Source organism: Couchioplanes caeruleus (genome assembly GCF_003751945.1).
GTDB classification, from domain to species: domain Bacteria; phylum Actinomycetota; class Actinomycetes; order Mycobacteriales; family Micromonosporaceae; genus Actinoplanes; species Actinoplanes caeruleus.
This window is the reverse complement of sequence record NZ_RJKL01000002.1, coordinates 100242-123818: the sequence shown is the minus strand read 5'-3', so window position 1 is coordinate 123818 and position 23577 is coordinate 100242. Positions and strand designations below refer to the sequence as shown.

The window sequence follows — 23577 nt, the reverse complement described above, 5'->3', positions numbered from 1 at the left end:
GGCGTTGCACCGCCACTTGCCGGGGGCTTCTTTGTCGAAGGGTTTCTCCCTTGACTACCTCCATTCTCCCATTTTTGACACTTAAGTGTCAATGCATTTTGCCTGCTCAAGCCTACTTTCAGTGTGTTCTCTACACTTTGCCTGGCGGTGCGGAGACCTGAGGGGATCGGCGGGCGCATCCCGCCGTCAGGGGCTCGCCTAGGGTTTATCCCGGCTGCCTGATCATGACCTACGAGCGCTTGACGGTGGTGATGTTGTTGCCTGCCATCGACGGTGGCACAGCGCGGTAGTCAGGGGTCTTGACGTTGGTGCTGTTGTTGGCGACGAACGCACCCTCCGTGGTCTGGACGACGCTGACGCCGTTCAGGCGGACGACTACTTGCCGACTATGCCCGGGCTCCTCGTGCACTGCTACGAGTACACCGCGGTATCTGGGCTGCACGCGGGGGTCATGAAGACCCGCCTGGACTACATGAGCAAGCCGACCCACGTCAGCGGCATCGCCGAGTCCGTCACGCACCCGCAAGGTGGTACGGCCACGCCCCGGCACCCAGGCCCCATAGAGGCGAGCCTTTGACCTGACCTCAGCCACTCCACGACCTGCGACGGGAGTCCTAGCCCGGCCCACCACCTCCGACCGCCCCCTCGTCGGTGATGGGGTTCGACCTAACGCGCCCGACCGCACGGCCGGCAGTGGGCCGATCACCTCGCGTCCGACGGACAGCGTCCCCCGTGCTCGATGGTTTTGATCTCGGCGAACCCGCGTAGCTCCGAGATCAACGTCATCACGGTCGAAGATCCGGTCGAACTTTCGGAGGGCTCAGATGTCACGTCAGGAATGAGGTGGTCCGAGTTTGTCACCCCCCGTGGTCTCATAGCTGGGTCCGTGGTTTGCACTGCCGAGGGCTTCGAGAGGAGGACAGATGCCCAGGCGCATCAACTGGAACACCGTGATCCGCGTGATGTACGCGTTCGCGGCGAACACCGCGTCGGCCGCTGCCCTGATCACCTCGCTGAACGGCTGAGGACCGCCTCCTAGCTGGAACTAGGAAACGGCCCTCTTCCGTCAGCCCGACTCATCCGTCCGCTACGAGGAGTCTCCGCTACCGGCTCTGCCCGATTCGGGAAGCGGAGGCTCCTCCCTACTACTGCAGGTCGGCGTCAAGCTCGACTAGACACTAGCGCCCGTCTCCGACAATTTTCTGCCGTCGCGCGACCAAAATTAGGCTCTGAACTGCGCAAACACCAATCTGAGTGACGCCCCGCGCGTCAGGTCAGAGCAGACCATTCGGGTACCGCTGGCGTAGCCACGCCGCTTCCGCGCCGCGACCTCTTCGTCGGCCCCGGGCTGCCCGCAGCATCTCGACCGCCGGCTGCAGCGACGGCAGGTGCTCGGACCCGTGCAACGTATGCGCCCAGGACCTCGCCGAGGACAACACGGTCTCGGCTCTTCGCGTGCGCACAGATCTGACCTGAGTGCGGAATAGCGGCTCGCGGTTGCGACAGTGACCGGGACCGTGGAGCGACTCGTTCACCAAGCTGTACCAGCCGCCGCCACGGTCGATGAGCTGCCGACATGATCGGCACACTATGTCCGGCGTCGGCTTCGAGTTGAAGAGGCTCATCGTCGAGAAGATGCTGAACAAGCTCTCCGCCGTCGAGATCGAGCTCGCCGTCCTGCATGCGGGCGGCAAGTTCGTCAGCGAGGCGTACGTGGCCTCGTCCGGCCGGCGGCCGGGCGCCGGCGGGTGGGCTCCTCTAGGGTGCCCGCCTGTGATCGGCAGCCGTGTCGCAGGGAGGCGCTGGGCACGGGCAACGGCTGACCGCGCTGACCGCCTCATCCACGGGTGATTTCGGTGACGATCAGGCGCGGCCGAGGAGACCGTCAGTGACGCCGGGTACGTGCAGCAGGGCGCGGCACCTGCCCGAGAAGGTCCTCCCACGCATCGATCGGCGGAGGCACTGGATGCTGGGCGAGGCTAACGGCTGAGGACTCGACGCGGAGCGCCGACTCCTCGCCTGCATGCGAGCTGGCAGGCACCGGAGGAATCCGCAGGTCCGGGTCACCGCCGGTGATCGACTCAGGCGGAAGTCTCACGGTTGCGGTGCGCGCTCGAGCGGCGCGGCCGCGGCCTGTTGCGCGCACCGTGAGTTCTTGGCGCCGGAGGCGGCCTCGGCCGATGCCGAGGCCGGTCCAGGTCCGGCCGTCGACGCCGATGATCAGGTCGGTGCCGGGCCATGCCGCTGCTGTCGGAAGGAGTGCGCAGTCGTTCTGCCGCGCGCGGTTGACCAGCGCCCGGGCGGTGCTGTCGACGACTTTGGCGGGCGGCGCCACGGCAACGAGGTCGAACCCGTCGATGAGGGCGGACACGACGGTCGGCCAGTCCGGGCCCGGCGATGGCACCAGGGCGAGCCTGCTCAGGTCGATGCCGTACTCCTGAGCGGCGAGCGCCCCGAACGCAGGAATTCCGACCACTGCCGCCCACGCACCTTGCCGCATCGGCCCCGCGAGCATGGCCATTAGGAGCGAGGTGGAGCCGGACACGGCAACAGTGGCGCCGCGGCGAATGCCGCCAGGCCAGGGCAGCAGTCCGCGGGCCAGCTCCGGAATGACGGGAAGGACACGCGAGGCGTCAGGTGCCGCGAGTTCCGCCTCGTCGGCCGACTGCACGAGCCGCGCGGCGAGAGCCGTGTTGCCCCGGCCCAGCCCAGCGGTGTTGACCTCGTCGAGGAGACGACGCACGTCTTCGGGCCCGGCCAGCTGGCCACGGCCCGACCACCTGCTCTGGTCGCGGGGCACGCTGCTGGGCATCGAGTCCTCCTCCGGCGGGCGCACTGAAGCGAAGCCGCGGGGGAAGGCGCGACCGAACATGTGTTCTAAAGCAGAGGATAACCGCTGGTGAGAGGCGCGGCGATGCAAGGCCGCCGTCGAGGCGCGGCCTCACGATCCCATCCGCCTCTCCTGCCCCAAGGTTGCAAGTAAGTGATATAAACCAAAGGAGCTTGCGGATGCTGCGGATACGGCCGAAGCTTAGGGCACGAGCTCCACACACAGAGCTCCGCTGTAAGGGGTAGAGATCATGAGCACCGCAACCACACTTACCACTACGGCGCTCCAGCTCTCCGAAGCAGCTACCCGTAAAGGGCCGGAGCGCGAACACCTCAACTCGCTGCTGGATCTTCTGTCGAGGGCGGACCGCGACGAAGTACGTCTAGACGCCGGCGAGGCCGGCTCAGTGGCTCTCCCCGGCCTGGTGGTGGACCTCCTGAGGCAGGCCTGCGCGGTGCTCGACCGCGGCGAGGGCGTAGTGGTCAGCGAGGTTGCGCGGCAACTGACGACCAGCGAGGCCGCGCGAGTGCTTGGCGTCTCCCGGCCGACGTTGATCGCCCTGCTCGACAGCGGCGAGATCGCGTCACACAAGGTAGGCACTCACCGTCGGGTGGCATTGTCGGACGTGCTGGCCTACCGGCGCCGCCGTATTGAGCAACAGCGCTCGGCGTACGAGAAGCTGATGGCCGAGCAGGACGAACTGGGTATCTACGAGTAGCCCTTCAGGCACCTTGAGTAGCAGGCATCGGTAGCCTGAGTTCGTGCTACCGGTGCCGCTTACTGTGTTCGTCGACGCCAACGTGCTGGTCTCGCGGTGCCTGCGGGACTGGCTTGTCCTCATGGCGCTGGACAGCGAGCACACCGCCTACCAGATGAAGTGGAGCGAGGCCGTCCTGGCCGAGGCGTTCTATCACCTCCGCCGCAAACGCCCGGATGCTCCGGAGCAGACGATCGAACGCTGGCGGAGGGTGCTGGACGAGGCGTTTCCTGAGGCCAAGGTCACCGGGTTCGACCCTGCGTCCGTTCCCCAGCCAGCCGACGTCAACGATCACCATGTGCTCGCCGCCGCCTACGCTGGCGAAGTCGACATCCTCCTCACCGCCGACGGCGACGCCGACAACTTCCAGCAGTGCCTCGACGAGGTCGACGCCGGAATCGACGTCCAGCATCCCGACGACTTCCTGTGCATGCTCGCTGAGCGGCATCCTCAGCTCGTCCGCCGCCGATTCATGAATCAGATCGAGTACATCCAGGGCAGGCAGCAGACGGATGAGGATGCCGCCGCGGACTCAAGCCTGGACAGCCTCGACGCAGCCGGCGCCAAACGCTTCTCGTTCCTGCTCCGCACCGACGAACGCTTCCGGAACTGGACCGTCGAGACGATCACCATCCGCGACTCGTAACTGCATCTGGCTGCCGATCGCTGTACTGGCCGCCGCCATCGTCGGCATCACTGGCGGACTGCTCACCTGGGCCAGCGGCCTCAATCCGCCCACCGCGGTCCTCACCGGTAGCGGCGCCTTCGCCGGTACCGTGCTCCTGCTGCTGACGATGCTGCGCATCGCCACCACTACGCAGGACGAGATACGCCAGTAGCCGCACCGTTGCGCCGGGACAGGCCTGGAAGCCCGCTCACCCGCCTGACAGCCCACCCGGAAATGACCCTGCTCTGCAGACTCCACTGCTCGTAGACTTGCCCCTCGCGCCCCTCAGTCCCCCTCTACCGCGGGGCGCGAGCCGGTCCCACGCGGCCGGACCACAGCCATCTCTGTATTAGGGCGTCGGCGAGGGGGGAAATGAAAAAGGGCGGCTCAGCGGACCCGCACGGTCGCGGACTACGCGACCTGGACCGTCAGGGCTGGGTCGCGCACGCCGAGGGATTCGTCCTCCGCACGCTGGACGAGCAGCTGGCGATGCCGCGCGCCGAGGTCGACGCCCGCCTGTGGTAGACCGGCTTCCCCCAGGCGGGCGCCCGGACACTGGTCTTCTTCCCGCACATCATTGAGGAAGCCCTCGCCAACGTCGTCGCCCGCGGCCAGGTCGAACTCGTGGAACACAGCACCAAGGGCGGCCGCGCCATCCACCTCTACGTCCCCGCCGACAGCGGCCGCGGCCGGCGCACAGCGATCACGGCCGCCACCCGACGCAAGGCGATGCTGTACGGCCGCTACCTCAGCTACTCCCCCTCCTTCGGCCCGACCGGCGAAGAAGTCGTCCGCCTCTCGCTGGCCGACGCCGTCCAGCACGGCTACCACTCGATCAACCGGAACGCCCCCTTCGGCGAGGTCAAGCAGATCGGCACGGCGAGGCTCGCCGGCGCCCTGGACTCAGGCGCCTGGATGACCACGATCGACCCCGTCATCGGTCTCCCGTTACCCGCCACGGGCTCCTGATCGAGGTCAAGAACATCCGCCAGACGCTCTACCCCCGCCACGAAGAAGTCCACCAGCTGCTTCACAAGGCCGCCGTCGCCCAGAACGCTCATCCCGAACAGCCGCTCGTGCCACTGCTGGTCTGCCGACGGGCCCACGACTGGCTGTTCTGGATGGCCAAGGACCTCGGCTTCCTCGTACACGCCGCAAAGCGGCAGTTCCTCACCCTGCCCCCGAAAACCGATCCCCGCTATCTGGACGAGATCAAGGTCGGACTGGGCTTCACCGATCTCACCGTGGCCACCACCGCCGAGCCCAAACGCATCGCGAACCTGTTCACAGACACCCTGCCCAAGACCGCGCGGACGAGCGCAGCACGATGGGCGACCGTCGGCTCAACGCTCACCGAGCACTACGCGATCCTGCGCAAGAAGATCAAACCCTGGGACCGCAACGCCGCCCTGGCCGCGCTGCGCACCGACGCGGATGTCGCCCTGGACCAGGCGGGGATAGACGAGAAGATCCTCGCCTGGGCTCTCGAGGAGCAAGAAGACGAGGGCCGATGGGAGCACGAATGATCACCCAAGCCGGGTACCAACGCCGCGCCGGTAGCGCGCGGTCAACGCCCAGATGCCGGTCGATCGCGGAGATCGTCCACCCCTGAGCGCCAACGGCTTATGAGCTCTCGGCATCCCGCGTTCTTGTCGCCTCAAGTCCCCGCGGTGTCGCCGGATGCGCCTTCCTCCTGATCAGCCGCTGGTGTCGCGGTCCGCCGGATACCGGGGCCCTGACGCCCGGCGAGAGCCTGGGCCATCTGCTGGCCCCGGGCCCGTAGGTCCGCCTCGATCGGCTCGACCGGCAGCGAGAGCAGAGTCGGCTCGTCACCGCCTTCCGCGGCGCCGAGGCCGACGGGGTCCACCGGCCGGTACGGGTAGGGATAGTAGTCGTGCGAGGCCCCGGGCGCGACGACCCGCGCGGTGGCGGGCTCAGCGGGCTCAGCAAGCGGGGCGCAGGCGCCGGGGCTGTGCCGGGCACGGTAGCGGCGACGGTGGCGGCGCAGGACGACGTGGATCACGAGGGCCAGGCTGGCGCAGGCGAGACAGACCGCGGCCGCGACCACGTACCAGGAGGTCAGGTCCGTCTCGGGCCCCGCCCCGACCAGCACGGCGAGCATCGGTACCCCTCCGGCGAGGATCACGGCGCCACTGCCCGCCCAGTCCAGCACGCGGCACAGACTGATCGCGTGCCGATGAGGTGTCGCCGTGGCGGAGCCGGCGTGGCTGCCGGCGCGGTAGACCGCGGTGGCCCTGTCGCGCCTCACCAGCATCGGCAGGTCGCCCGGGATGGCGACAGTCGTGTCGCCGGTCGTCGGCGACCGGGATGCGGTGCTGTTGGCGGCGGTGTCGCGGGCCGTGCGCGCGGTCGCCGTGTCGCCGAGCGACTCGGCGACAGCGGCGGTGGACGGAGGCTGTCCGTGGTCGGCGCGAGCACCGCTGTCGCTGTTGTACCTGCTCACAATCGATTCGTAGAGGTCGATACCGGACGGGTCGTTGGCGTCGGTATCGGGCACCGGCGCGGGTGGGCAGCACCCAGCGACGTCGTTGTAGAGCTGCCAGGCGTGGCTGCTCTCCGCGCCGAGCGCCCGCACGAGTGCGCCCATCTGCCACTGGCCGGGCAGCGCCTGGCCGGTGAGCAGCTGCTCCATCTGGGTGTGGGGCACTTCGAGGTCGGCGGCGATCTGGGCCACGCTGCGGCCGCAGTGCTCCTGGTGCACCAGCAGGTAGGCCGCCAGCGCCCGCCGGCACACGCAGGCGCCGGTGTCGATGCTCAGCCGGAACCAGTCGTGGCGCTCGGCGTGGAACACAGGGGCTTGCGGGTCGGTGAAGCGTTCCATCTGGGCAGCCAGGCGGGCGCAGCGCTCGCGCAGGTTGTCGTGGCGGTGCAGCGCGTGCACGGCGAGGGCGCGCCGGGCCTCCTCGAGCTCGGCGCACAGCTGGATCTCCCGGGCGGAGCGGCTCATCACTTCCTGGCTGAGCCGGGTGTTCTCCCGTTCCAGGATGGCCAGCTGCAGTTCGGCGCCCTGGTGGCGTTTGTAGACCTGCGCGATCTCGGCGTCTCGGCCCAGCGCCTGCGCGGTCAGCGTGTCGATCTGGGCGCTGAGCGCCTGGACCTCCTTGGCCCACGCCTCCGATTGCCCCTTGGTCGCGTCGAGCCGGTCGACCAGAGACCGGATCTTGCTCTGCTGCTGGTCGATGAACGCCTGCTGCTCGGCGAGCTTGCGGTACGCGCCCTCCAGCAGCAGACGCGCCTTCTCCAGGCTGTTGACCTTGTCGTTCAGCGCCTGCTGCACCGTGTCCAAGGCCTGCCGCATCGCCGTCGCGCCCTCGTTGCCGCGGCCCGGACCACCCGGCGAGGTGATCGGCCCGTCGTAGCCGGGCGGGCGCTGCACGCCCCGGGCCGCGCACCACAGCCCCGCCAACCGCGCCAGCGTCCGGTCCCACTCCCCCGGGTCGTCGACGCAGCGCCGGGCGATCATCACGGTGATGTGCCACTCCGGGCCCTTCGGCTTGTCCTTGCCCCCGAGCTCCTTGGACAAGCGGCGGCGGTCCAGACCGGCCTGGCGGGCCTCCGCCCCGAGCGCGTCCAGCAACGCCTGCCGGGTCTGCCACCGCCCGTCGATAAGGTCCGCGACCGCCTCCACCACAGCGATCCCGGCCTCGGTGACCCCAGCCGCCGCCATCTGCTCCCGGGTCCTGCGCCGGCCCCGCGCGCCGCTCCTCGCAGCAACCGCGGTACTCCCCTTGTCGCCTGCCATCTCGTGCGTCTCCACCGGTCTGCCGAGGAAGCGACACCCGTCCACGTGTCGCCCGGTCCTCAGTCACCGGTGGCACGCGACCGCGCCGCTCCGATTCCATCGAGGTGTGCGAGGTTGCCCGGCAGCACGGTAGAGATCGTCGACCAAGATCACACGTCAGGCGGCTTTCGCGCGATAGATGAGTTTCAACCGGATAAGAGGCGGTTCAGTCCCCCAACCCCGCCGCGCCCAGGAGAACCCCCGTAGATGACACGCAACGTGAGCGGCCGCCGTCGCTCCGAGAGACGCCCTGATCGGACACCCTCTCAGAATCCCCTGCTCGACGTGCGGACCCTGCTCGTCCTGATCCTCGCCGCCGGCGCCGGCGTCCTAGCCGGACAAACCGGTGGCTGGCCCGCCGGTGTGACTGTCGGCATCGCGACAACCGTCGCCCTGCACACCCTGCTCAGCCGGTAGCCCGCCAGGGCCTTCCAGACCGCCGGGGCGGTGGACCTCTCACCGGCCAGTCCCACCCAGGACGAGCGGACCACCGCCCCGGCCCTCATACAGCAGGCCTCCCCCGTCACGAACCGCATCGCAGTTGCCGGAGCCGCCGGGTGGCTCCGGCGGCAGGCGATGCCGCCGGAGCCTTCGGCCGGCTCATCCCCGGGCCGTACGGCTCAGCCGAAACGGATCAGTTGTGCTCGACCAGCACGGGCGAGGATGAGGACACGTTGGTCAGGTCGACCGGCACCCCGCCCCAGAACCGCGAGATGCACTTGCGCTCCACGAAGCCCGGAACGTCGATGTTTTCCGGGCCGGCCCACGGAAGCTGAGCCTTGACCTCAAGTCGGCCCGGCGTGCTGGGGCCCAGGTTGGTAGCGCAGACCTGGGTGTTGCCGAAGATCCAGGTCGGGATGGTGATGCGGCCACCCGGAGGCAGGACAACACTGGCTGCCCTGCGCGAGTCCGCGCCCGCCGGCCTGACGTCCTGAGACGTCGCCGCCGAGGCCGGGACGGCCATGCCGAGCAGTGCCGCGCCGGCGGCCGCGCACATGACCAAGCCGGAGAGGAAGTGGGTTCGCTTCGAGGTGATGTTGATGGCCATTGCCGTGCTCCTTGATCGGGTCCGCCATCTCCGTCAGATGGCTGTGGGAGGCCTGTCGGCGGACCCGACCGCGATGGTTCGGCCGAGATATCGGCTCGCAGATGGTGTAACAACAACGGCGCCTGCGAACCGGGCCGCATCTGTGCCTCGACAGTGGGGTGTGGACGCTGACGCACGCTCCGACGACACGCTGATGGCGGCACTCGGCAAGGGCGACCGCGACGCCCTCGCAGTCCTCTATCGCCGGCATGCGCCCTGGCTGCTGCTTCGGCTGTCGCAGCGGTGCCACGACGCCGGCGTCGTCAACGAGGTCGTCCAGGACACGTTCGTCGCGGTGTGGCGCGGCGCCGCCCGTTACCGGGCCGACGGCTCTGTGCCGGCTTGGATCTGGGGCATCGGCGTACGCCGGCTGATCGATCAGTTCAGGGCGCAAAAGCCGGCCACGGTGCCGCTGGTCGAGGAGATGAGCGTCGAGCCGTCTGCCGAGGAGCAAGTTCTGCTCGGCCTCGAGCACAGCGACCTGGCGGCGGCGCTACAGGAGATCAACCCGGAGCTGCGCGCCGTGGTGCGCGCCACGATCCTCGACGGTCTGACCGCCAAGGAGGCGGCGCGGCTGCTCGGCATCCCAGTCGGCACGGTGAAGACCCGCCTCATGCGCGCCCGCGCAGCACTCCGGGAGGAACTGGTATGAGCACCTGGCACGTGGATGAGGACCTGGCAGGCCGCTATGCGGCCGGCTCGACCGACCTGGTGCTCGCGGCGTCCGTGGAGGCGCACCTACTGGAGTGCGCGGCCTGCCGGGACAGCGTCACGGCCGTGGTGTCCGCCCAGCGACTCGCGGATATCTGGGCAGGGGTCAACGACCATCTGGATGCCTCGCCGACCCTGGCCGAGCGCCTCCGAAGTTGGCGGAGTAAACCGTTATCCGCGAGGTTCGCGATAGCGGTCACCGCTGCCGCCGTGGCCGCTGCCGTGGTCGCGGTCGACCTCAAAACAGACCACTTCCGCGGCCACGGCTCGTCGCCCTACGGCCAGGTCCTGACGAGACCGACAACCCAGAACATCAACACCGAGAACGAACCGGGTCTCGCCGCCTTGGCCGCTGGACTCACGACCGTTGACGGGCGGCTCATGTCCTCGTACGACCCCCCGCCCTACCGCGTCACGCTGGGCGACACCACTCCCGCCCCCGCAGCCGTCACCGAGCGCACCATCTCAGGCATCACCCGAAAGGTCGTACCTCAAGCCGCCGTCATCTACAGCGCGTCGGCAACGTGGGTCTACATCATCGCCGGTCCCCACGAGATCTCCCGGCAACGAGTCGCGGTCTCCGCCGAAAACGATGGCATCGCCACTCTCTCGGACGGCCCACCAGCCGGAACCAGAGTCCTGACCTTCAGAACCGCCTAGGCTCGCCGGGCGGGTCATGACGCATGGCCTCGGCCACGGTGCGGGCGCTGTCGACGCTGGACGCCGTCGGCCCAGATGCGTCAGGACGCCGTAGCCGATGACCACGCCAAGGGCCAGACCTGCTGCGACGCCGCACCACGTCACGATGGCCGTCACCGTCACGTTGGTGAACCACTCCAGCAGGAAGTGGGGCATCACGCTTTCCAGGGTGGGTAAAGATGTCGGGCTTCGCGGCGGGGTGTTTCCACCGGCGTTGACCTGCCGTAACTCGATCATGGGCGGGCCTGTCCATGCGAACTGATAACGAAGCGATGGCGAAGTGATCGCGAACCTGGTGCGGGTGGCGTCCACACAGGTTCACGGCGACGAGGAACCGGCAGCCGGGCACGGTGCGACCTCCTCGAGGGCGTCCAGGCAGGAGAGGGGTTCCTACCTTCACCAAGCGCATCCGGGGCTGGCTGGCGTACAAACACCTGCTCAACGGCGCTGCCCGCGCACCTCGGGGTGCGCGGGCAGTAGGAGAAGGGAAGACGGCTCGGCGGCCCCAGACTCGTTACCGCTCGAGGCCCGCGGGCTGATGGCCGACGGGCGATGCCAGGTAGAGCGCCAGGGCGGCCAGGGTCAGGCCGCAACGGATCTCGCCGGAGACGATCGCCTGGCGGGTGTCGCCGCTGCTGAGCCAGCGCGGCGCCGCGACCGATTCCATCGCCTCGGGCCTCGCCATGACGGCGGCGCGCACGTCGACGCGTACGACCGCGCAGCTGGACTCGATCAGCCCGGTCTCGGCGTAGACCTCGCCGAGCATCTGCGTCGAGGCGGCCAGCCTCTTCGCGCAGCTCCCGGATGGCGGCCGCGCACACGGTTTCGCCGGCGTCGACCGCCCCGCGGGGAAACTCAGCGAGACGTCGCCGATGAGATACCTGTACGCCGGTACGAGCGCGATGTCGCCGGCGTGGACCGGTAGGACGATGACTCCGGCGCTGCGCCACCGCCAGCGCAGGTAGGTGCCCGCAACGCCGGCCGCCGAGACGACGGCGTCATTGAAGAGCTCACCGAACCGGTTGCCGAAGACCCGCACCTGACGCCGATCCAGTAGCTCCCACCCATCCGCGCTGCCGGGTGCGGCGGATCGGGGGCGGGGCGCTGTGCGTCGGGGGGGACGGCACGGTCTGGGTGACTCCATCATGCTTTCGATGCCCGACTAACCAAGTAGGCATCGAGATCCCTCATTGTTGTCGGACTGCCATGCAACGCCGCCAACGCCTATCGTTGGCGGCGTTGCACGGGAATCGGGCCGGGATACTTCATATGCGGCCTAGCGCCAATTTCGCACGCAATCTCCCTTACTGCCAGCCTGCGTGCTAAACCCCTACTTGCGCCGATCTGCCTCGTTGAGCATGCGTTCCAAATCTTCAGCGATGTACGACTGTCGGTAGGTGCCATCCAAGAGGCCTACTTCCCTAGCCTCGTCAGAGCCGATCAGCCGAATTTCGCCAGAAGCCTTTTCCGCAGCTCCGAACTCGCCAAGATCAACGCCGGGCCACTGCAGGTCCGTTCCATGGTATATCTCCGGATCGGACGGGAAAAGTGCCAACAGATCCTCGTCATGACCGACAACCTTCCACGCCCCCGTGGCAACGAGCCGATCTTCTGTGTAGAACGGAACCCGGAAGATCGCCGACGCCAGGCTTGCCCCTACCGGCCTCGGCACGTCGACCGTTCCGCCGAAGATTCCTAGTGCGGTTCCAAAGCGGTTTCGCGCAACAATCGATGCAAGTCGGAACTTGCCGCTATCAGATGGAATGGCAAGTAGATCGCCAATCCTGGGCTTCGAAATCTTCTTGGGACCGCTGACGGTCAGCCTTGCCACCTCTTCGCCAGTGACATCCCGAAGCAGAACCGCTGGGTCCTTTAGGCCCGACATGACCTTAGGGGCTAGCTTCGAAGGTGACAACGCCTCATCCTTCGACGACTCGACCAGATGGGCGATAAAGGCGGCCGCGTTTACGAATATGGAGTCATTTAGATCGGCCACCGCTGATTCATTGGGGCACACATAGGGCTCACCATTCTTCAGCTTCGCGCTGAAGGTCAGCGGCGCCGGGAAGGCCCCGTAAGTCGCCCAGCCAAGGACCTCGATCAATTCGCCAAGGAACGGCTTTCTCCCGACCTCGTCCGTGAATTTGGTGGTCAGTGCGGCAAGTGTGAAGCTATTCTCATTGTTCTCGCTCACGGACATCCCCCAAGCTTCCATGCCTCGTAGGCCTCATACTCCGCCAACTTGGTGGCGCTGAGCGGATTCTGACGGTTCCCACGATAGTTGCTTCCGTCACGGCCGATATAGGTGCCGTGCTGCTCGGCGAGTCGCTGCTCCATGAGACGCGACTCCCCATACGTCCTCGTGCCGGGTGTCACTCTCATGACATCTCCATTGGCGGGATTGAACCGATCCTTGTGTTTGGTGCGGTGGCGATATTGAACGTTCGCTAGACTCTCACCTGGCCCAAACATCCCAGAATAGTACACCTTTCCATCCTTGTCGACGAGTACGTAGTTACTGAATCCTGGTCGATCGAGGTATTTTCTCCTGCTATCTCCACCCGTGTTGTGGACCAGAACTGGAGTGTTCCCGGCAAGGACAAAATAGGTATGGAAATCAGCGACCGTGAGGTTGTGCATGTACCGCTGACCGCTGTGCAGCTTTGTCTCAATAATCGCGGGAGTGTCAGCACCGAGACTGCGCAGGGCTGTGCCGGGTTGCAGATCTTCGGCGTGAGTCCATTCCTTGCTGGTGTCGTTCCAAAAGGGGTGGCGCTGGGTTGTTTCGAGTACGGCGCGTTGGCCGTTCGTCGTTCGGATGGTGATGTCGGCGAGTTCGGTGTCGAGGTTGCGGTGCAGCGCGGTGACGGGCTTCGGCTGAGTGTTGCCGGTTTGCGGGTCGGTGGCGAGGACGTGGTCGCCGGTGCGGATGTCGCGGATGGCCTTGTGGCTGCCGTCGGCAAGTAGGACGGGGGTGTCGGGGGCGAAGCTATCGGCCTTCTTGCAGGCTTTTTTCTTGAGTTTGTTGAGGTCGCGGAGGAGTTCTTGGCCTCGCATGACGTTGCCTGCGAGCCCTACGAAGGGGATCATGGAGAAGGCGCCGAGTGCGGCGTCGCCCCATTCTCCGTTGATGGCGGAGATGAGGACGTCGGTGCCGTCGCAGAAGGTGCCGATGCCGAAAACGTCGATCATCCCGCACGTGGTCAGGGCGAGCTGAGCGCGCAAACGCGTCCGTTCGCTCCTCTCTTTGCCCCACTGTTTCCAAGCGGCCGTTTCGGCGGGACCACAGATTCCGTTGCCGAAGTGCATCGCGGTGGGGCACTTCAAATCGGTGAGCCCAAGTTGTTTGCTGAATCTCGCGCTGCAGAGTGGCTCCAGGGCCGCTTCTCTGTCCTGGCAGGTGAAGCCGCCTTGCTGCTTCTGCTTGTCCCGGTGCTGTTTGGCGGCGGCGTTCTCTTTGGCCTGGGCCGCCTTCTCGGCGTCAGTAGCTGCTTTCAACGCGGCGGTGGCGTCTTTGCCGGCGGCGAGCGCGGCGTTGCGGGCGTCGTCGGCGTCGTCGCGGGCGCGTTGGGCGGCGTGGACGGCGCGGACAGCGGAGTCGGCGGCATGCGCCGCTGACGTGTCGGCGGCGGTAGCGGCCTTGGCCGCTTGGGCCGCAGCTGTGCGGGCGGTCTTGGCGGACGCGGCGGCCTGGTCGGCGGACTTCTTGGCCTGCTTGTGGGATTTGGCGGCGTCACCGGCAGCAGCGACGGCCTGCTGCGCCGCGGTGTCAGCGAGTTTCTTGCTGGCGTCGGCCTTGGCGGCGTCGCGGTTGGCGTTGGCCGCGGAGATGGCGGCCTTCGCGGCGTCCTGGCGGGCCAGAGCCGCAGAGTGGGCGGTGTCGGCGACGTAGCGTGCGGCGGTCGCGGCGTGCATCGCCGCGGCCTGGTCCCGTTCGGCGGCCCGATACTGCCCGACCTCAAGGAACGCCCGCCGCATGGCGGCGGTGCCTTCCAGCGCGATGTTCGCGGCGGCCTTGACCTCCGGTCCGCCGGTACGGGCCAAGTCACCCACGGCGATCTTCTCGTCGTGTTCAGCGGCCTCGTACTGGCCGGTGCGCAGGAACTCGGCGGCGTCCTGGGCGGTGCCGTCCAGTGCCTTGTTCCCGGCGTCCTTCATGGTCGGGCCACCGGCGCGGATGAGGTCACCGACGGCGATCCGGTCGTCGTGGACCTTGTCCTCATAGTCCTGGGTGGTCAGGAACCGCACTACGTCGGCGTGCGTGCCGGTCAGCGCCTTCTCCGCGGCGTCGCGTTGCGCCGGCCGGGTGGTCTGCTCGGCGAGCAGACCGACGCGGGCCCGGTCGTCCTGCTCCGCCGCGGCCAGGCGACCGGTGGTCAGGAAATGACGCATCTCAGGTTCGCCGCCGGCCAGGGCCTGTTCCGCCGCGGCACGTGTCCACGGCGAGCCGGCATCCATCAGCCGCAACGCCGCCCGCCGACCACGATCGAGCACCACCTCAACGGACGCCCCAGCAGCGGACGCCTCGGCCAGCAGTCGGGTGGTCTCGGCATCCACGCGCTGCAACTCGGGTACGTCGCTCCGGTCCGGCATCGAAGGCACCGCAGCTTCTTCTTCGGCGGCGTCATGGGCCAATTGCATGGCGTCTTCGGTGTCCAGCCGCAACCGTTCGGCGTCGAGTTCCCGCGCCGTGGCCGCCACTTCCGCGGCCTGCACACTGGCGTCCGTGGCGATCTTCGCCGCGGCCTGCGCCTCGGCGGCTTCGGCGTTGGTGTCCTTGGCCAGATCGGCGGCCTGCCCGGCGTTGTCGGCGGCCTTCTTCGCCGCCGCTGCCGCGCGGCGGGCGTGCCCGGCGGCGTCCCTCGCCGCGGCACCGGCCTGCTGCGCCGCCGCCTTCGCCCGGGCGGCCAACCGCTCGGCCTCCTGCATCGCCCGGCGGGCCTGCCCCGCATACATCCGCGCCCGCGCGGCGGCCTGCTTCGCCCGCGCGGACTGCGCCCGAGCCTGCGCCGAGTGCTGACTGGCCTCATCGGCGGAGGCCGCCGCTTGATCCGCGTTGCCGGCCGCGTTCACCACGGCTCTGACCGCGTTCAGCGCTTCTTCGAGCGCGACCGTGGCCTGGACCGATGCCTCGCCGGCATCCTGCGCGTTCTGCGCCGCCGCGTTCGCGGCGTCGGCGGCCTTACGCGCATCCGCCGCTTTCGCTTTGTCCTTCCACGCCGCGTTGGCCTCGTCCCGCGCCCGGGAAGCGGCCTGCCCGGCCCGCGCGGCCGCCGACGCCGCGGCCGAGGCGGCGTTCGCTGCCACCCGCGCCGCCTTGTTCGCCGCCCGCGCCGCGCCGATCGCTTCGCGCATCGCATCCGCAGCCTGCGACGCCGCGTCCGCCGCCCGGCCCGCGGCACTCGCCGCACGCTGCGCGGAGTTCTTGGCCGCCGCGGCTTCACGCACCGCGATCTTGGCTGCCTTATCCGCCGCAACAGCCTGCTTGGACGCCTTGCCCGCCAGCACCTTCGCCGCCGCGGCAGCATGCCTAGCCTGCTCACGGGCCGCCTTCGCCCGCGCGGCCAGCTGCGCCAGCGTCGCGATCTCCTCGTCCCGCGCCTGCGCCACATACTGACCCCGCGCCAGGAACTCCCGGACATCATCGATCGTGCCGTCCAACGCCGCGGTACCGGCAGCCTGCACCGCCGGGCCACCCGCGTTGACGATCATCCCGGCCGCGTAGAAGTCGTCGTGTTCCCGCGCGGTCTCCAACCCCTCGGACAGGAACTCAGCGACCGCATCATCACCGGCATCCAACGCCCGGTTACCCGCATCGATGACATGCGGACCACCGCTACTGATCGCGTCACCGACCCGGATCCGCTCGTCATGCACCCACGCCGCATCGAACCCAGACGCCAGGAACTTGCGCACCTCCTCCGGGTTGGTGCTGTCCAGCGCCGCATTCGCCGCGTCGGCAACCGAAGGCCCACCAATGATGCCCGCCATCCCAACCTGCATGCGGTCATCGTGAATCTGTGCGTCCTGCCATCCCTCATCGAGGAAAGAACGGAGTTCGCCGTCTGAGCTGAGCAGCGCCTTACGCGCTGCGTCGGCCACCACCGGGCCACCAAACTTCGCCAAATAAATGGCATTGGCGCGGTCGTCCGACGTCACTTCCCAATCCGGCTCCGCGGCCCGAGCCGGCGTCGCCAAGAGACTGGCCACCATCGTCGGCACTGTCAGCGCCGCGATCAGCGGCCGACACCGGCGTGCCGTCCTACGGCCATGACGTAACATCACAAACCCTCCACAATCGAGGTGGGACCGCCCGCTATGGGCGTGAAGAGAGAACAGGTCCGCCGGATGAGGCGGTAATCGTGAGGAACGCGAGGTGCCGTGGCTACATCAATCGATGCAGCCACGGCGACAGAAGCCTCGAATGAGAGGGTTTCCGGCGGTCAAATCGTTAGATCGACGAGGCAGCAAGGCAAAGCCGCTTGGTTAGTCCGCAGATCGACAGGCAGACCAAGAACCGGCTCGAGGCTTTGTTCCCCTTGTCACGGCCTTGATGGCGTACAGCGGGTGGGCGCCGACACCGCGCCGATCTAGCTGCTCCGCGCCTTACTTCATCGAACGAAGCTCAACGAGGGTATTTCCGGGGCCGGGACTGACCGGCAGGACGGCCCAGGTGGTGTCCGGGACTGAAACCGGCTCGGGTTCAGGAGCGCCGTTGATTGTGACCTCTGCCTCGACCTTGTGTTCGCCGTCGCCGCGGATCTGGTAGGTCTTCTGCAGCTCCAGGGCAAGGTATCCGTCGGTGCCCTTCACATCGAAGCAGAATTCCTCACGGCGCACGGAGCTACGGATGCGCACCAGGTTCGCGCCGCCGTTCGCGCATTCCACGAGAAGGATGCGTCCATTGCCTCGGAAGAGCTTGATTCCCGGAGTGGCTTCCCCGTTGGGGTAGGTGTAGTCCTCCACGAGGGACCCGTCATTCGCGGTGGTCGGGTTGTCCTCGGCGCTTGCGATGTTCGCCGTCAGGCCGATACCGGCCGCGCCAGCAGCGGCAAGGGCGAGGCCAGCCGTCAAGAGCTTGGTGAAAGTCTTCACTGTCCGATAATCCTTATCTGAGATCTACCGTTTCAGGTGCCACATGACGCGAGGTGCGGGGCACGTGTCGACGTTGGCTGGGCAGGCCTGCATGCCGGTCCATGTCGTGACCGGCAGGGCAGGCGGTCCGTTGTTGCGTCAGGTGCCGGTCGTCAGCCGGATTCGCGTCCAGTCCCAGTTGCCGCGGCCGGAGTCCCAGGCCATCCGCGGGGCGGGTGTGCCGGTCACGTCGGCGAACAGGAAGAGTTTGGTCTGTGCGTTGTCGTTGTTGTAGAACGCCGCGATCTCGGCCTGACCGTCGCCGTCGACATCGCCCGCGACCAGCTTGGCCCGGTTGCCGGCCCACATGTTCGCGGTGGAGTCCCAGGTCATCCGCTTGGTGAGCCTGCCCGCAATGTCGTCGAACAGGAAGAGTTTCGTCTGCACGTTGGCGTACTGGTGGAATCCGGCGATCTCGGTGCGCCCGTCGCCGTCGAAGTCACCCGCGACGTGGTCCGCCTTGCTCCAGTCCCAGTTGCCGCGGCCGGAGTCCCAGACCTGGGCCGGGGTGGGCTTGTCCATCACATCGGCGAACAGGTGCAGCTTCGTCTGTCCGTTGTCGTTGTTGTAGAACGCGGCGATCTCGGCCTGGCCGTCGCCGTCGACGTCGCCCGCGAGCAGCTTGGCCCGGCTGGCGTCCCACTTGGTCGCGGTGGAGTCCCAGGTCATCCGCTTGGTGACCGTCGTGGCGAGGTCGTCGAACACGAACAGTTTGGTCTGCGCGTTGCCGTAGTCATAGGACCCGGCGATCTCGTCGCGGCCGTCGCCGTCGAAGTCACCCGCGACGTAGTCCGCCTTGCTCCAGTCCCAGTTGCCGCGCCCTGAGTCCCAGGCCAGCTTCGGGCTGGTCTTGGCGTCGGCGGAGGCGAACAACCACAGCTTGGTCTGCGCGTTGTCGTAGTTGTAGAACGCGCCGACGTCCTGCGTGCCGTCGCCGTCGAAGTCGCCCTCCACCGCCTTGACCCGCGCGCCGCTCCAGGAATTCGGACCGGAGTCCCAGCTCTGCGTCGCCGTGAGCGCCGAGCCGCCCTGGTTGGCGAAGGTGAACAAGGCGGTCCTCACACCGTCGTAGCCGTAGAACGCCCGGATGTTGTCGGCGGTACGCGCGGTGGTCTGGGTGATCCAGCCGGCCACGTCGTCCACGCGGGTGTCCACCGCGTCCTTGCCGGTGTCGGACGAGCCGAGGCAGCCGCTCTGCCCGGCGGTGCGGTGAATGGCGACCAGCTCGACCCGGCCCCCCGTCTCGCGCAGCAGCGGCCCGCCGGCGTCGCCCTTGCAGATCCCGGCCGCGGCGTCCTGGCGTGCCAGGTCCACGGCATCGACACGCACTCCGCTCACCGCGAAAGCGGCGACGTGCAACTCGTCGGGCAACCACTGCGTCTTGGTACGGCCGAATCCCGCAGCGCGCAGCACCTCGCCGATCGCCGGCGCGGCCTTGCTGATCGCCACCGGCGTGACACCAGTAACTCGCGACTGGAGCTTGGCCAGCACGATGTCGCGCTCAGCGTGCGGCACGATCCGGGTGACGGCCAGCGGCTTCGCCGCGCTCACCACGCGGCCTACGGTCACCGAGGCGGCCCGAGGCGGGGCCCCGGCCACAACCGGCTTGCCCGGCTCGGCGAAACAGACCGCAGACGTCACGACCCACTGCGGCGCCACCAGCGCACCCGAACAGGCACGGACCCCGCTGACGTCGATTCGCGCGGCGAAGCCGTACGCGTCGTTCGGCACATTCGCGCTACCCCCGACGGCATGCACCGGCGTCGCACCGAGCAATCCCGCACCCAGGGCCGCCAGGACGGCGCCCACCACCATTCGCGATCGAGCAAGCCTTATCAATTTCGTTCCTCAGGTCAGAAGCGTCCCGACGGCACAGTCACAGCCGGACGATCGCGCAGCCTAGCCTGCCGAATCCACCCATCGACACCGATCCCGATCTTGGTGATCTACGACCAGATGCGGCCCACAATGGGCGCTCACCGAGGGTGGCGCTATCGACCATTGCTCACAGGGAGATTTCGCTATTGCCACTTTCCCTGGTGGCTGCGTGCGCTGGCCAGGCGGCTGCTCAGCGGGCCGGGACGGTCTCCCGTCACAGAAAGTCGATCTCGCTGCGTAGTTTCCAAGCCCGCCCGCCGTGCAGGGCCCAAAGTCGCAGCATCGACCGCGCCGGGTGTGATGGGATGCACACGACAGGAACGCCGGATGGCGAGCCTGTCAAAGGGTCACGGGTCATAGGCGCAGACTTCGGCGAGTGGCTGCTAACAGAGCGATCGCCTTCAGCGAACTGGCTCGCGTCGTCAAGCCCGGGGGCTATCTGGTAACCGCGTTCAAGGCCGGAGACGGCAGCTCCAGCGTCGAGGTCGAAGCATCCGCCGTGGTGTCGAATTCGACGCCTACTGGCTGTCGCCGGAGGAGATGGACCCCGGCTCACCGCCGACGCGGGGCCGCGACGGTGGCCAGCAGCCGGACCGGGGTGCCGTCGGCCGGCAGCGCCTGGCCGACGTCGACGCCGTCGGTGCTCAGCCGCTCCAGCCGGATGATCTCGGCGGTACGGTCAGATTTATGAGCACCGACGAGGATCGCGACCGTCTTGCCGAGCAGCTCCGCGGACTGCCGGTTCGTGAGCTCGTAGATGTGCTGCGGCGCGTCCTTCCTCGCTATGCCGAGGAGAGCTACGGGATGCGGACCAACCTCGTGTTGGCCACCGTGACTGTCACCGAAGGCGAGGACGGCACACTTACTGATTTCGTGGCATGGCCCGACCGTGATTACTACGACGGTGGACTCGGCCTCGACCAGGGCCTGTGGGAGGACGGTCACTGCGAGCGGTGCGGTATCGATGTGACCTCGAACGCCAAGCGAGCGTTTTGCCCGGCGTGCGGTGGCAGGTGTGCGCTGACCTGATTTTGGAGAGCGGCGGCGGATGAGTGGATATCAGCTTGCGGCGGCCGCGGTCGGGAAGGCTCGAGCCGAGTTGTAGCTGGTGCGCGCCGTCAGGCAATGGTGCCGATCATGCGGTTGAGCAGGTGGCGCTTGCCGGGCAAGCACTCGCCAAGCGGCACACATTATCGGCGGCATGAGCGGACGTCGTCCGCTGACCTGGATGTACGGAGCACACGTCGTTCTTGCTATGGGATCCTCAGTTCCGGAAACGGGTCGAGGAACGGGTGCCGCCATGCGCGATGGTCAAGGGTTGGATGTCGCTGAACAGCTCGTCTTCCAACCGCTCGAGGACTCGCCCCTCCCCTTGTGGGAGCTGCGATGGGCTGAGGCGCCTTCCTGGGAAGTAGTGGCAGAGGTTCTGGGGCCGGGCTTGGTCTCGTTGGCCGACCGCGGCCTCATAGAAGTACGCCGCTTCAATTCCTGGCCCTCCCCATGGGAGCAGGGCGTTCAGGTGGTAGGTGACGACCTTAAGCGAGAGAGCGTTCGCGCTGAGGTTTGGTCGGGGGACTCGACGGCCGGAACAGTCGCCGCGCATATCACCCAAGCCGGTATTCAATCGGGCCTTCTGTAGCCAGTCGGCCTTGATCCGTATCCGCTCTTCAGCAGAAAGAGCGAGCTGGCAGATGGCGGCGTCATTCCACCTCACACTTACTCATCGTGACGGCGTTTCGTGATGGCGAGAATCGGGAGCAAGGTTGCAGTGGCAGGCACTCCGATCTGTCGCGGGGTCGAACCAGTCGGGGTGGGAACGTCGACGAGCCGCTCGAGCAGCTGCTCGAGAGCGACCTGACCGTCGTCGACCGCGGCGCGCTCGTCGTCGGTGAGCGGGATGCTGGCCAGCATGCGTTGGAGGTTGTCCTTGGCCTCGAGCAGCTGACCTTTTGACGACGCTTTCGGCGTGTAGAAGTCGCATCGGGCGCAGGCCATACGGTGCTGGCATTGCTCGAAAAACGTGTAGGTGCAGTAGCCGTGCCCCATGTCGTAGTACTGCCAGGGCTCGCCAGCGGCTGCCGCGCCGCTGGCGACGGCGTCGCGGTCGACGAGAACCTCGATGGTGCGTTGGTTGCGGGCGAAGTATCCGGCGTCGTTATAGGCCCTGGCCAGCGTGTTCGGGGTGATCTTCGCGTAGTGCTGGGTGGATTCGGGGCTGCGGTGGCCGAGCCAGGCTTGCAGCTCGAACAGGGTCATGGGTTCCTTGGCGTTGTAGAGCTGGCTGGCGATGGTGGAGCGTGCTCGGTGGCTGGTGATGTTGCCGCGGACATCGGCGGTGGGGACGCCGGCCTTGCGGCAGAGCGCCGGGATGATCGTGCCGTTGAGGTAGGTGTTGGCGACTCGACGGGCTCTCGTGGCGAAGAGCAGGTCGACGTGCTCGCTGGTCTTGCGGTCCAGCATCTTCGGCTGCTGCGGCCGGACGCTCTGCCATGCCTCGATCGTCTTGCCCAGCAGCGGGTCGACGGGCTTGGTGAACGACGTACCGGTCTTATGCGTGGGGACGTCGAGCAGGCAGACCGCCTCGCGGGCCAGCACCTCGTCGGAGTCACCGGGAATGGGGAAGCCGTCGTGCTGCCAGCGGACGCAGCCGACGCGGAGGCGGACGATCTCGTTGCTGCGCAGACCGCTGGACAGCCAGGTCAGCGATAGAGCTCGGAGGAGTTCGAGCGGGTAGCGCAGGCTGTTGAGACTGGTAGGCAGGTCTTCGGGTTCGATGTTGAGTCCGGCCCACAGCAACTTGGCCCAGATGTCATCGGCGATGACGCGGGGATCGGGTCCGAGCATCGCGTGGATCGTTCTGGGCGTGGACAACGCGCGTAGGGGGTCGAACCGCCGGGGGATCCACTCGCATTCGTGCAGGTCGCGGAAGAACGCCCGGGTCGCGGTGAGGTAGCCCGCCTTGGTGTGCGGTGCGACCGGCTGTCCCGCCCTTTTCTCGTGGGCGGCGAGCTGCTGGACGTAGTCTCCGACACGGAGATTGTTGACCGCGGCGACCCAGGCCGTGCAGGTCTGCCGGGTCCATTGGCCGGCTCTGTGATCTGCGGGTGTTCGGTGGCGAGCCAGCGTCCGACCTTCGACAGCAGGGAGCGGTGGTTGTTGCGGACCTTGGGCGACAGCGTGGAAGTGGTGTGCCAGCGTTCGACCCATTCGGTCCACGATCGTGAGGCGCCCTCGATTGCAGGCATCCGACGGCGGTTCGGAGGCGGCGGCGAGGAACAGTGGCCGAGGGCGGCCGCTGCCCGCTGGATCCCGTATAGAGCGCCGAGATGCCGCTCCGGCATGTCAGGGTGCTGCCGGATCCGGTGGAACGCTTCGGTGGTCAAATCGTGCAGCATCGGGCTGCGGTTGAGAAGGAGCGCCTGACACAGGACCGGAGAGATCCGGGAGTCGACATCGTCCTCGACCTGATAGCCCCAGCCACGAAGCACGTGCGCCACCTGCTGCTGTGCATCGTCGACAGGATCTTTGCCGAACACGCGCCAGGCTAGCGGCAGGCGATGGAAACGGCCCAGCCGGTCGAACTCGGTGAAGCCGCTGAGCAGGAAGGCGTAGGCGGCCAGGTATGCGCGCGGTCATACCGGCCCATCCGGGCGCGTTCGCGGCGAACTGGCTGGCAGTGCTGCCGATCAGAGCGAGCCAGTCCTCGGCCGACCAGGCCCAGACCGTCCGGCCGTGTTCGACAGACCGCAGTAGAATCAGGGCGATGGCGTCGTCGACGCCACGGCGGTACCAGCCGTCCTCGGGACACCACAGCGATGAGCGCACGTCATCGAGCGGGCGAAGCAACCGTCCAACGCCTTGCCAGTGAGAGGCCTGCGCGTCGTAGCCACTGGGGCGTCGGCGAAGGTCCGTCCCCAAGCAGACAAGTACCTCTCGTTCCGCGTCGGCGAGTTCGGGACGCCGGTCGTAGCGGTCCGGGCGGACTGGCCACGGCCAGGACCGGGCCGCGTCC

Annotated in this window: 21 protein-coding genes and 1 pseudogene; 10 read left to right on the top strand and 12 right to left on the bottom strand. The window is 67.5% G+C overall.

Annotated features, from left to right (window positions below; translation table 11 throughout):
- Positions 1-229: 229 nt before the first annotated feature.
- Positions 230-442 (bottom strand): hypothetical protein, encoded by a 213-nt coding sequence (locus tag EDD30_RS38080; protein WP_143162625.1) that lies wholly within the window; start codon positions 440-442, stop codon positions 230-232.
- 1148 nt (positions 443-1590) lie between these two features.
- Between EDD30_RS38080 and EDD30_RS38070 the strand changes: the two genes are divergently transcribed.
- Positions 1591-1851 (top strand): hypothetical protein, encoded by a 261-nt coding sequence (locus tag EDD30_RS38070; RefSeq protein WP_071804567.1) that lies wholly within the window; start codon positions 1591-1593, stop codon positions 1849-1851.
- A gap of 34 nt (positions 1852-1885) precedes the next feature.
- On the opposite strand, the gene EDD30_RS38065 is transcribed toward EDD30_RS38070, so the two are convergent.
- Entirely contained in the window at positions 1886-2812 is a 927-nt protein-coding gene (locus tag EDD30_RS38065; RefSeq protein ID WP_071804569.1) for a hypothetical protein, read from the bottom strand.
- A 268-nt stretch (positions 2813-3080) separates the two neighbouring features.
- Between EDD30_RS38065 and EDD30_RS38060 the strand changes: the two genes are divergently transcribed.
- Both EDD30_RS38060 and EDD30_RS38055 read left to right on the top strand, forming a co-directional pair.
- On the top strand, positions 3081-3548 hold the full coding sequence (locus EDD30_RS38060; RefSeq protein ID WP_071804571.1) for a helix-turn-helix domain-containing protein: 468 nt from the start codon (positions 3081-3083) through the stop codon (positions 3546-3548).
- Positions 3549-3600: 52 nt separating this feature from the next.
- The gene (locus EDD30_RS38055; protein WP_170047214.1) at positions 3601-4233 is read left to right on the top strand and encodes a PIN domain-containing protein; all 633 of its coding nucleotides are present in this window, start codon (positions 3601-3603) and stop codon (positions 4231-4233) included.
- Positions 4234-4665: 432 nt separating this feature from the next.
- Here the strand turns inward: EDD30_RS38055 and EDD30_RS38050 are convergent, their stop codons facing one another.
- Positions 4666-4887, bottom strand: coding sequence for a hypothetical protein (locus EDD30_RS38050; protein WP_123678932.1), 222 nt, complete (start codon positions 4885-4887; stop codon positions 4666-4668).
- Between EDD30_RS38050 and EDD30_RS38045 the strand changes: the two genes are divergently transcribed.
- Positions 4879-5223: a hypothetical protein gene (locus tag EDD30_RS38045; RefSeq protein WP_071804575.1), complete on the top strand. Its 345-nt coding sequence runs from the start codon at positions 4879-4881 to the stop codon at positions 5221-5223. The two genes, EDD30_RS38050 and EDD30_RS38045, sit on opposite strands and share 9 nt — an antisense overlap.
- A gap of 107 nt (positions 5224-5330) precedes the next feature.
- The gene (locus tag EDD30_RS38040) at positions 5331-5780 is read left to right on the top strand and encodes a hypothetical protein (protein ID WP_071804576.1); all 450 of its coding nucleotides are present in this window, start codon (positions 5331-5333) and stop codon (positions 5778-5780) included.
- Between the two features lie 131 nt (positions 5781-5911).
- On the opposite strand, the gene EDD30_RS38035 is transcribed toward EDD30_RS38040, so the two are convergent.
- Positions 5912-7942 carry a hypothetical protein gene (locus EDD30_RS38035; RefSeq protein WP_071804578.1) on the bottom strand — a complete coding sequence of 677 codons (2031 nt, stop codon included), beginning with the start codon at positions 7940-7942 and terminating at the stop codon, positions 5912-5914.
- A 399-nt stretch (positions 7943-8341) separates the two neighbouring features.
- On the opposite strand from EDD30_RS38035, the gene EDD30_RS41700 reads away from it, so the two are divergent.
- Complete coding sequence (locus EDD30_RS41700; RefSeq protein WP_280526233.1) at positions 8342-8473, top strand: hypothetical protein; 132 nt, start codon at positions 8342-8344, stop codon at positions 8471-8473.
- A 217-nt stretch (positions 8474-8690) separates the two neighbouring features.
- Here EDD30_RS41700 and EDD30_RS38030 read toward each other — a convergent pair whose 3' ends face one another.
- A complete protein-coding gene (locus EDD30_RS38030) occupies positions 8691-9104 on the bottom strand; it encodes a hypothetical protein (RefSeq protein WP_071804580.1) in 414 nt (137 codons plus the stop codon).
- Between the two features lie 160 nt (positions 9105-9264).
- On the opposite strand from EDD30_RS38030, the gene EDD30_RS38025 reads away from it, so the two are divergent.
- Together EDD30_RS38025 and EDD30_RS38020 are read left to right on the top strand one after the other, a co-directional pair.
- On the top strand, positions 9265-9795 hold the full coding sequence (locus EDD30_RS38025) for an RNA polymerase sigma factor (protein ID WP_244945706.1): 531 nt from the start codon (positions 9265-9267) through the stop codon (positions 9793-9795).
- Between the two features lie 11 nt (positions 9796-9806).
- On the top strand, positions 9807-10514 hold the full coding sequence (locus tag EDD30_RS38020; RefSeq protein ID WP_148088186.1) for a zf-HC2 domain-containing protein: 708 nt from the start codon (positions 9807-9809) through the stop codon (positions 10512-10514).
- Positions 10515-10786: 272 nt separating this feature from the next.
- Here the strand turns inward: EDD30_RS38020 and EDD30_RS42235 are convergent, their stop codons facing one another.
- The 5 genes from EDD30_RS42235 to EDD30_RS37995 form a co-directional block, all read right to left on the bottom strand.
- A complete protein-coding gene (locus EDD30_RS42235) occupies positions 10787-11374 on the bottom strand; it encodes a hypothetical protein (RefSeq protein ID WP_425321287.1) in 588 nt (195 codons plus the stop codon).
- 509 nt (positions 11375-11883) lie between these two features.
- The gene (locus EDD30_RS38600) at positions 11884-12747 is read right to left on the bottom strand and encodes a hypothetical protein (protein ID WP_143162626.1); all 864 of its coding nucleotides are present in this window, start codon (positions 12745-12747) and stop codon (positions 11884-11886) included.
- Complete coding sequence (locus tag EDD30_RS38005; RefSeq protein ID WP_071804586.1) at positions 12744-16712, bottom strand: polymorphic toxin-type HINT domain-containing protein; 3969 nt, start codon at positions 16710-16712, stop codon at positions 12744-12746. The genes EDD30_RS38600 and EDD30_RS38005 overlap by 4 nt, the downstream gene beginning before the upstream one ends.
- 447 nt (positions 16713-17159) lie before the next feature.
- Positions 17160-17648: a hypothetical protein gene (locus EDD30_RS38000; RefSeq protein WP_071804588.1), complete on the bottom strand. Its 489-nt coding sequence runs from the start codon at positions 17646-17648 to the stop codon at positions 17160-17162.
- 138 nt (positions 17649-17786) lie between these two features.
- Positions 17787-19502, bottom strand: a complete 1716-nt coding sequence (locus EDD30_RS37995) for a S1 family peptidase (protein ID WP_071804590.1) — start codon at positions 19500-19502, stop codon at positions 17787-17789.
- A gap of 448 nt (positions 19503-19950) precedes the next feature.
- Between EDD30_RS37995 and EDD30_RS42230 the strand changes: the two are divergent.
- Positions 19951-20111: pseudogene (locus EDD30_RS42230) on the top strand (SAM-dependent methyltransferase); the annotation flags it as partial.
- 6 nt (positions 20112-20117) lie between these two features.
- Here the strand turns inward: EDD30_RS42230 and EDD30_RS39650 are convergent.
- Entirely contained in the window at positions 20118-20510 is a 393-nt protein-coding gene (locus EDD30_RS39650) for a hypothetical protein (RefSeq protein WP_071804591.1), read from the bottom strand.
- A 771-nt stretch (positions 20511-21281) separates the two neighbouring features.
- Positions 21282-22772 carry a tyrosine-type recombinase/integrase gene (locus EDD30_RS37985; protein ID WP_211277737.1) on the bottom strand — a complete coding sequence of 497 codons (1491 nt, stop codon included), beginning with the start codon at positions 22770-22772 and terminating at the stop codon, positions 21282-21284.
- A gap of 119 nt (positions 22773-22891) precedes the next feature.
- On the opposite strand from EDD30_RS37985, the gene EDD30_RS40145 reads away from it, so the two are divergent.
- On the top strand, positions 22892-23113 hold the full coding sequence (locus tag EDD30_RS40145) for a hypothetical protein (RefSeq protein WP_211353786.1): 222 nt from the start codon (positions 22892-22894) through the stop codon (positions 23111-23113).
- Positions 23114-23577: the final 464 nt, after the last annotated feature.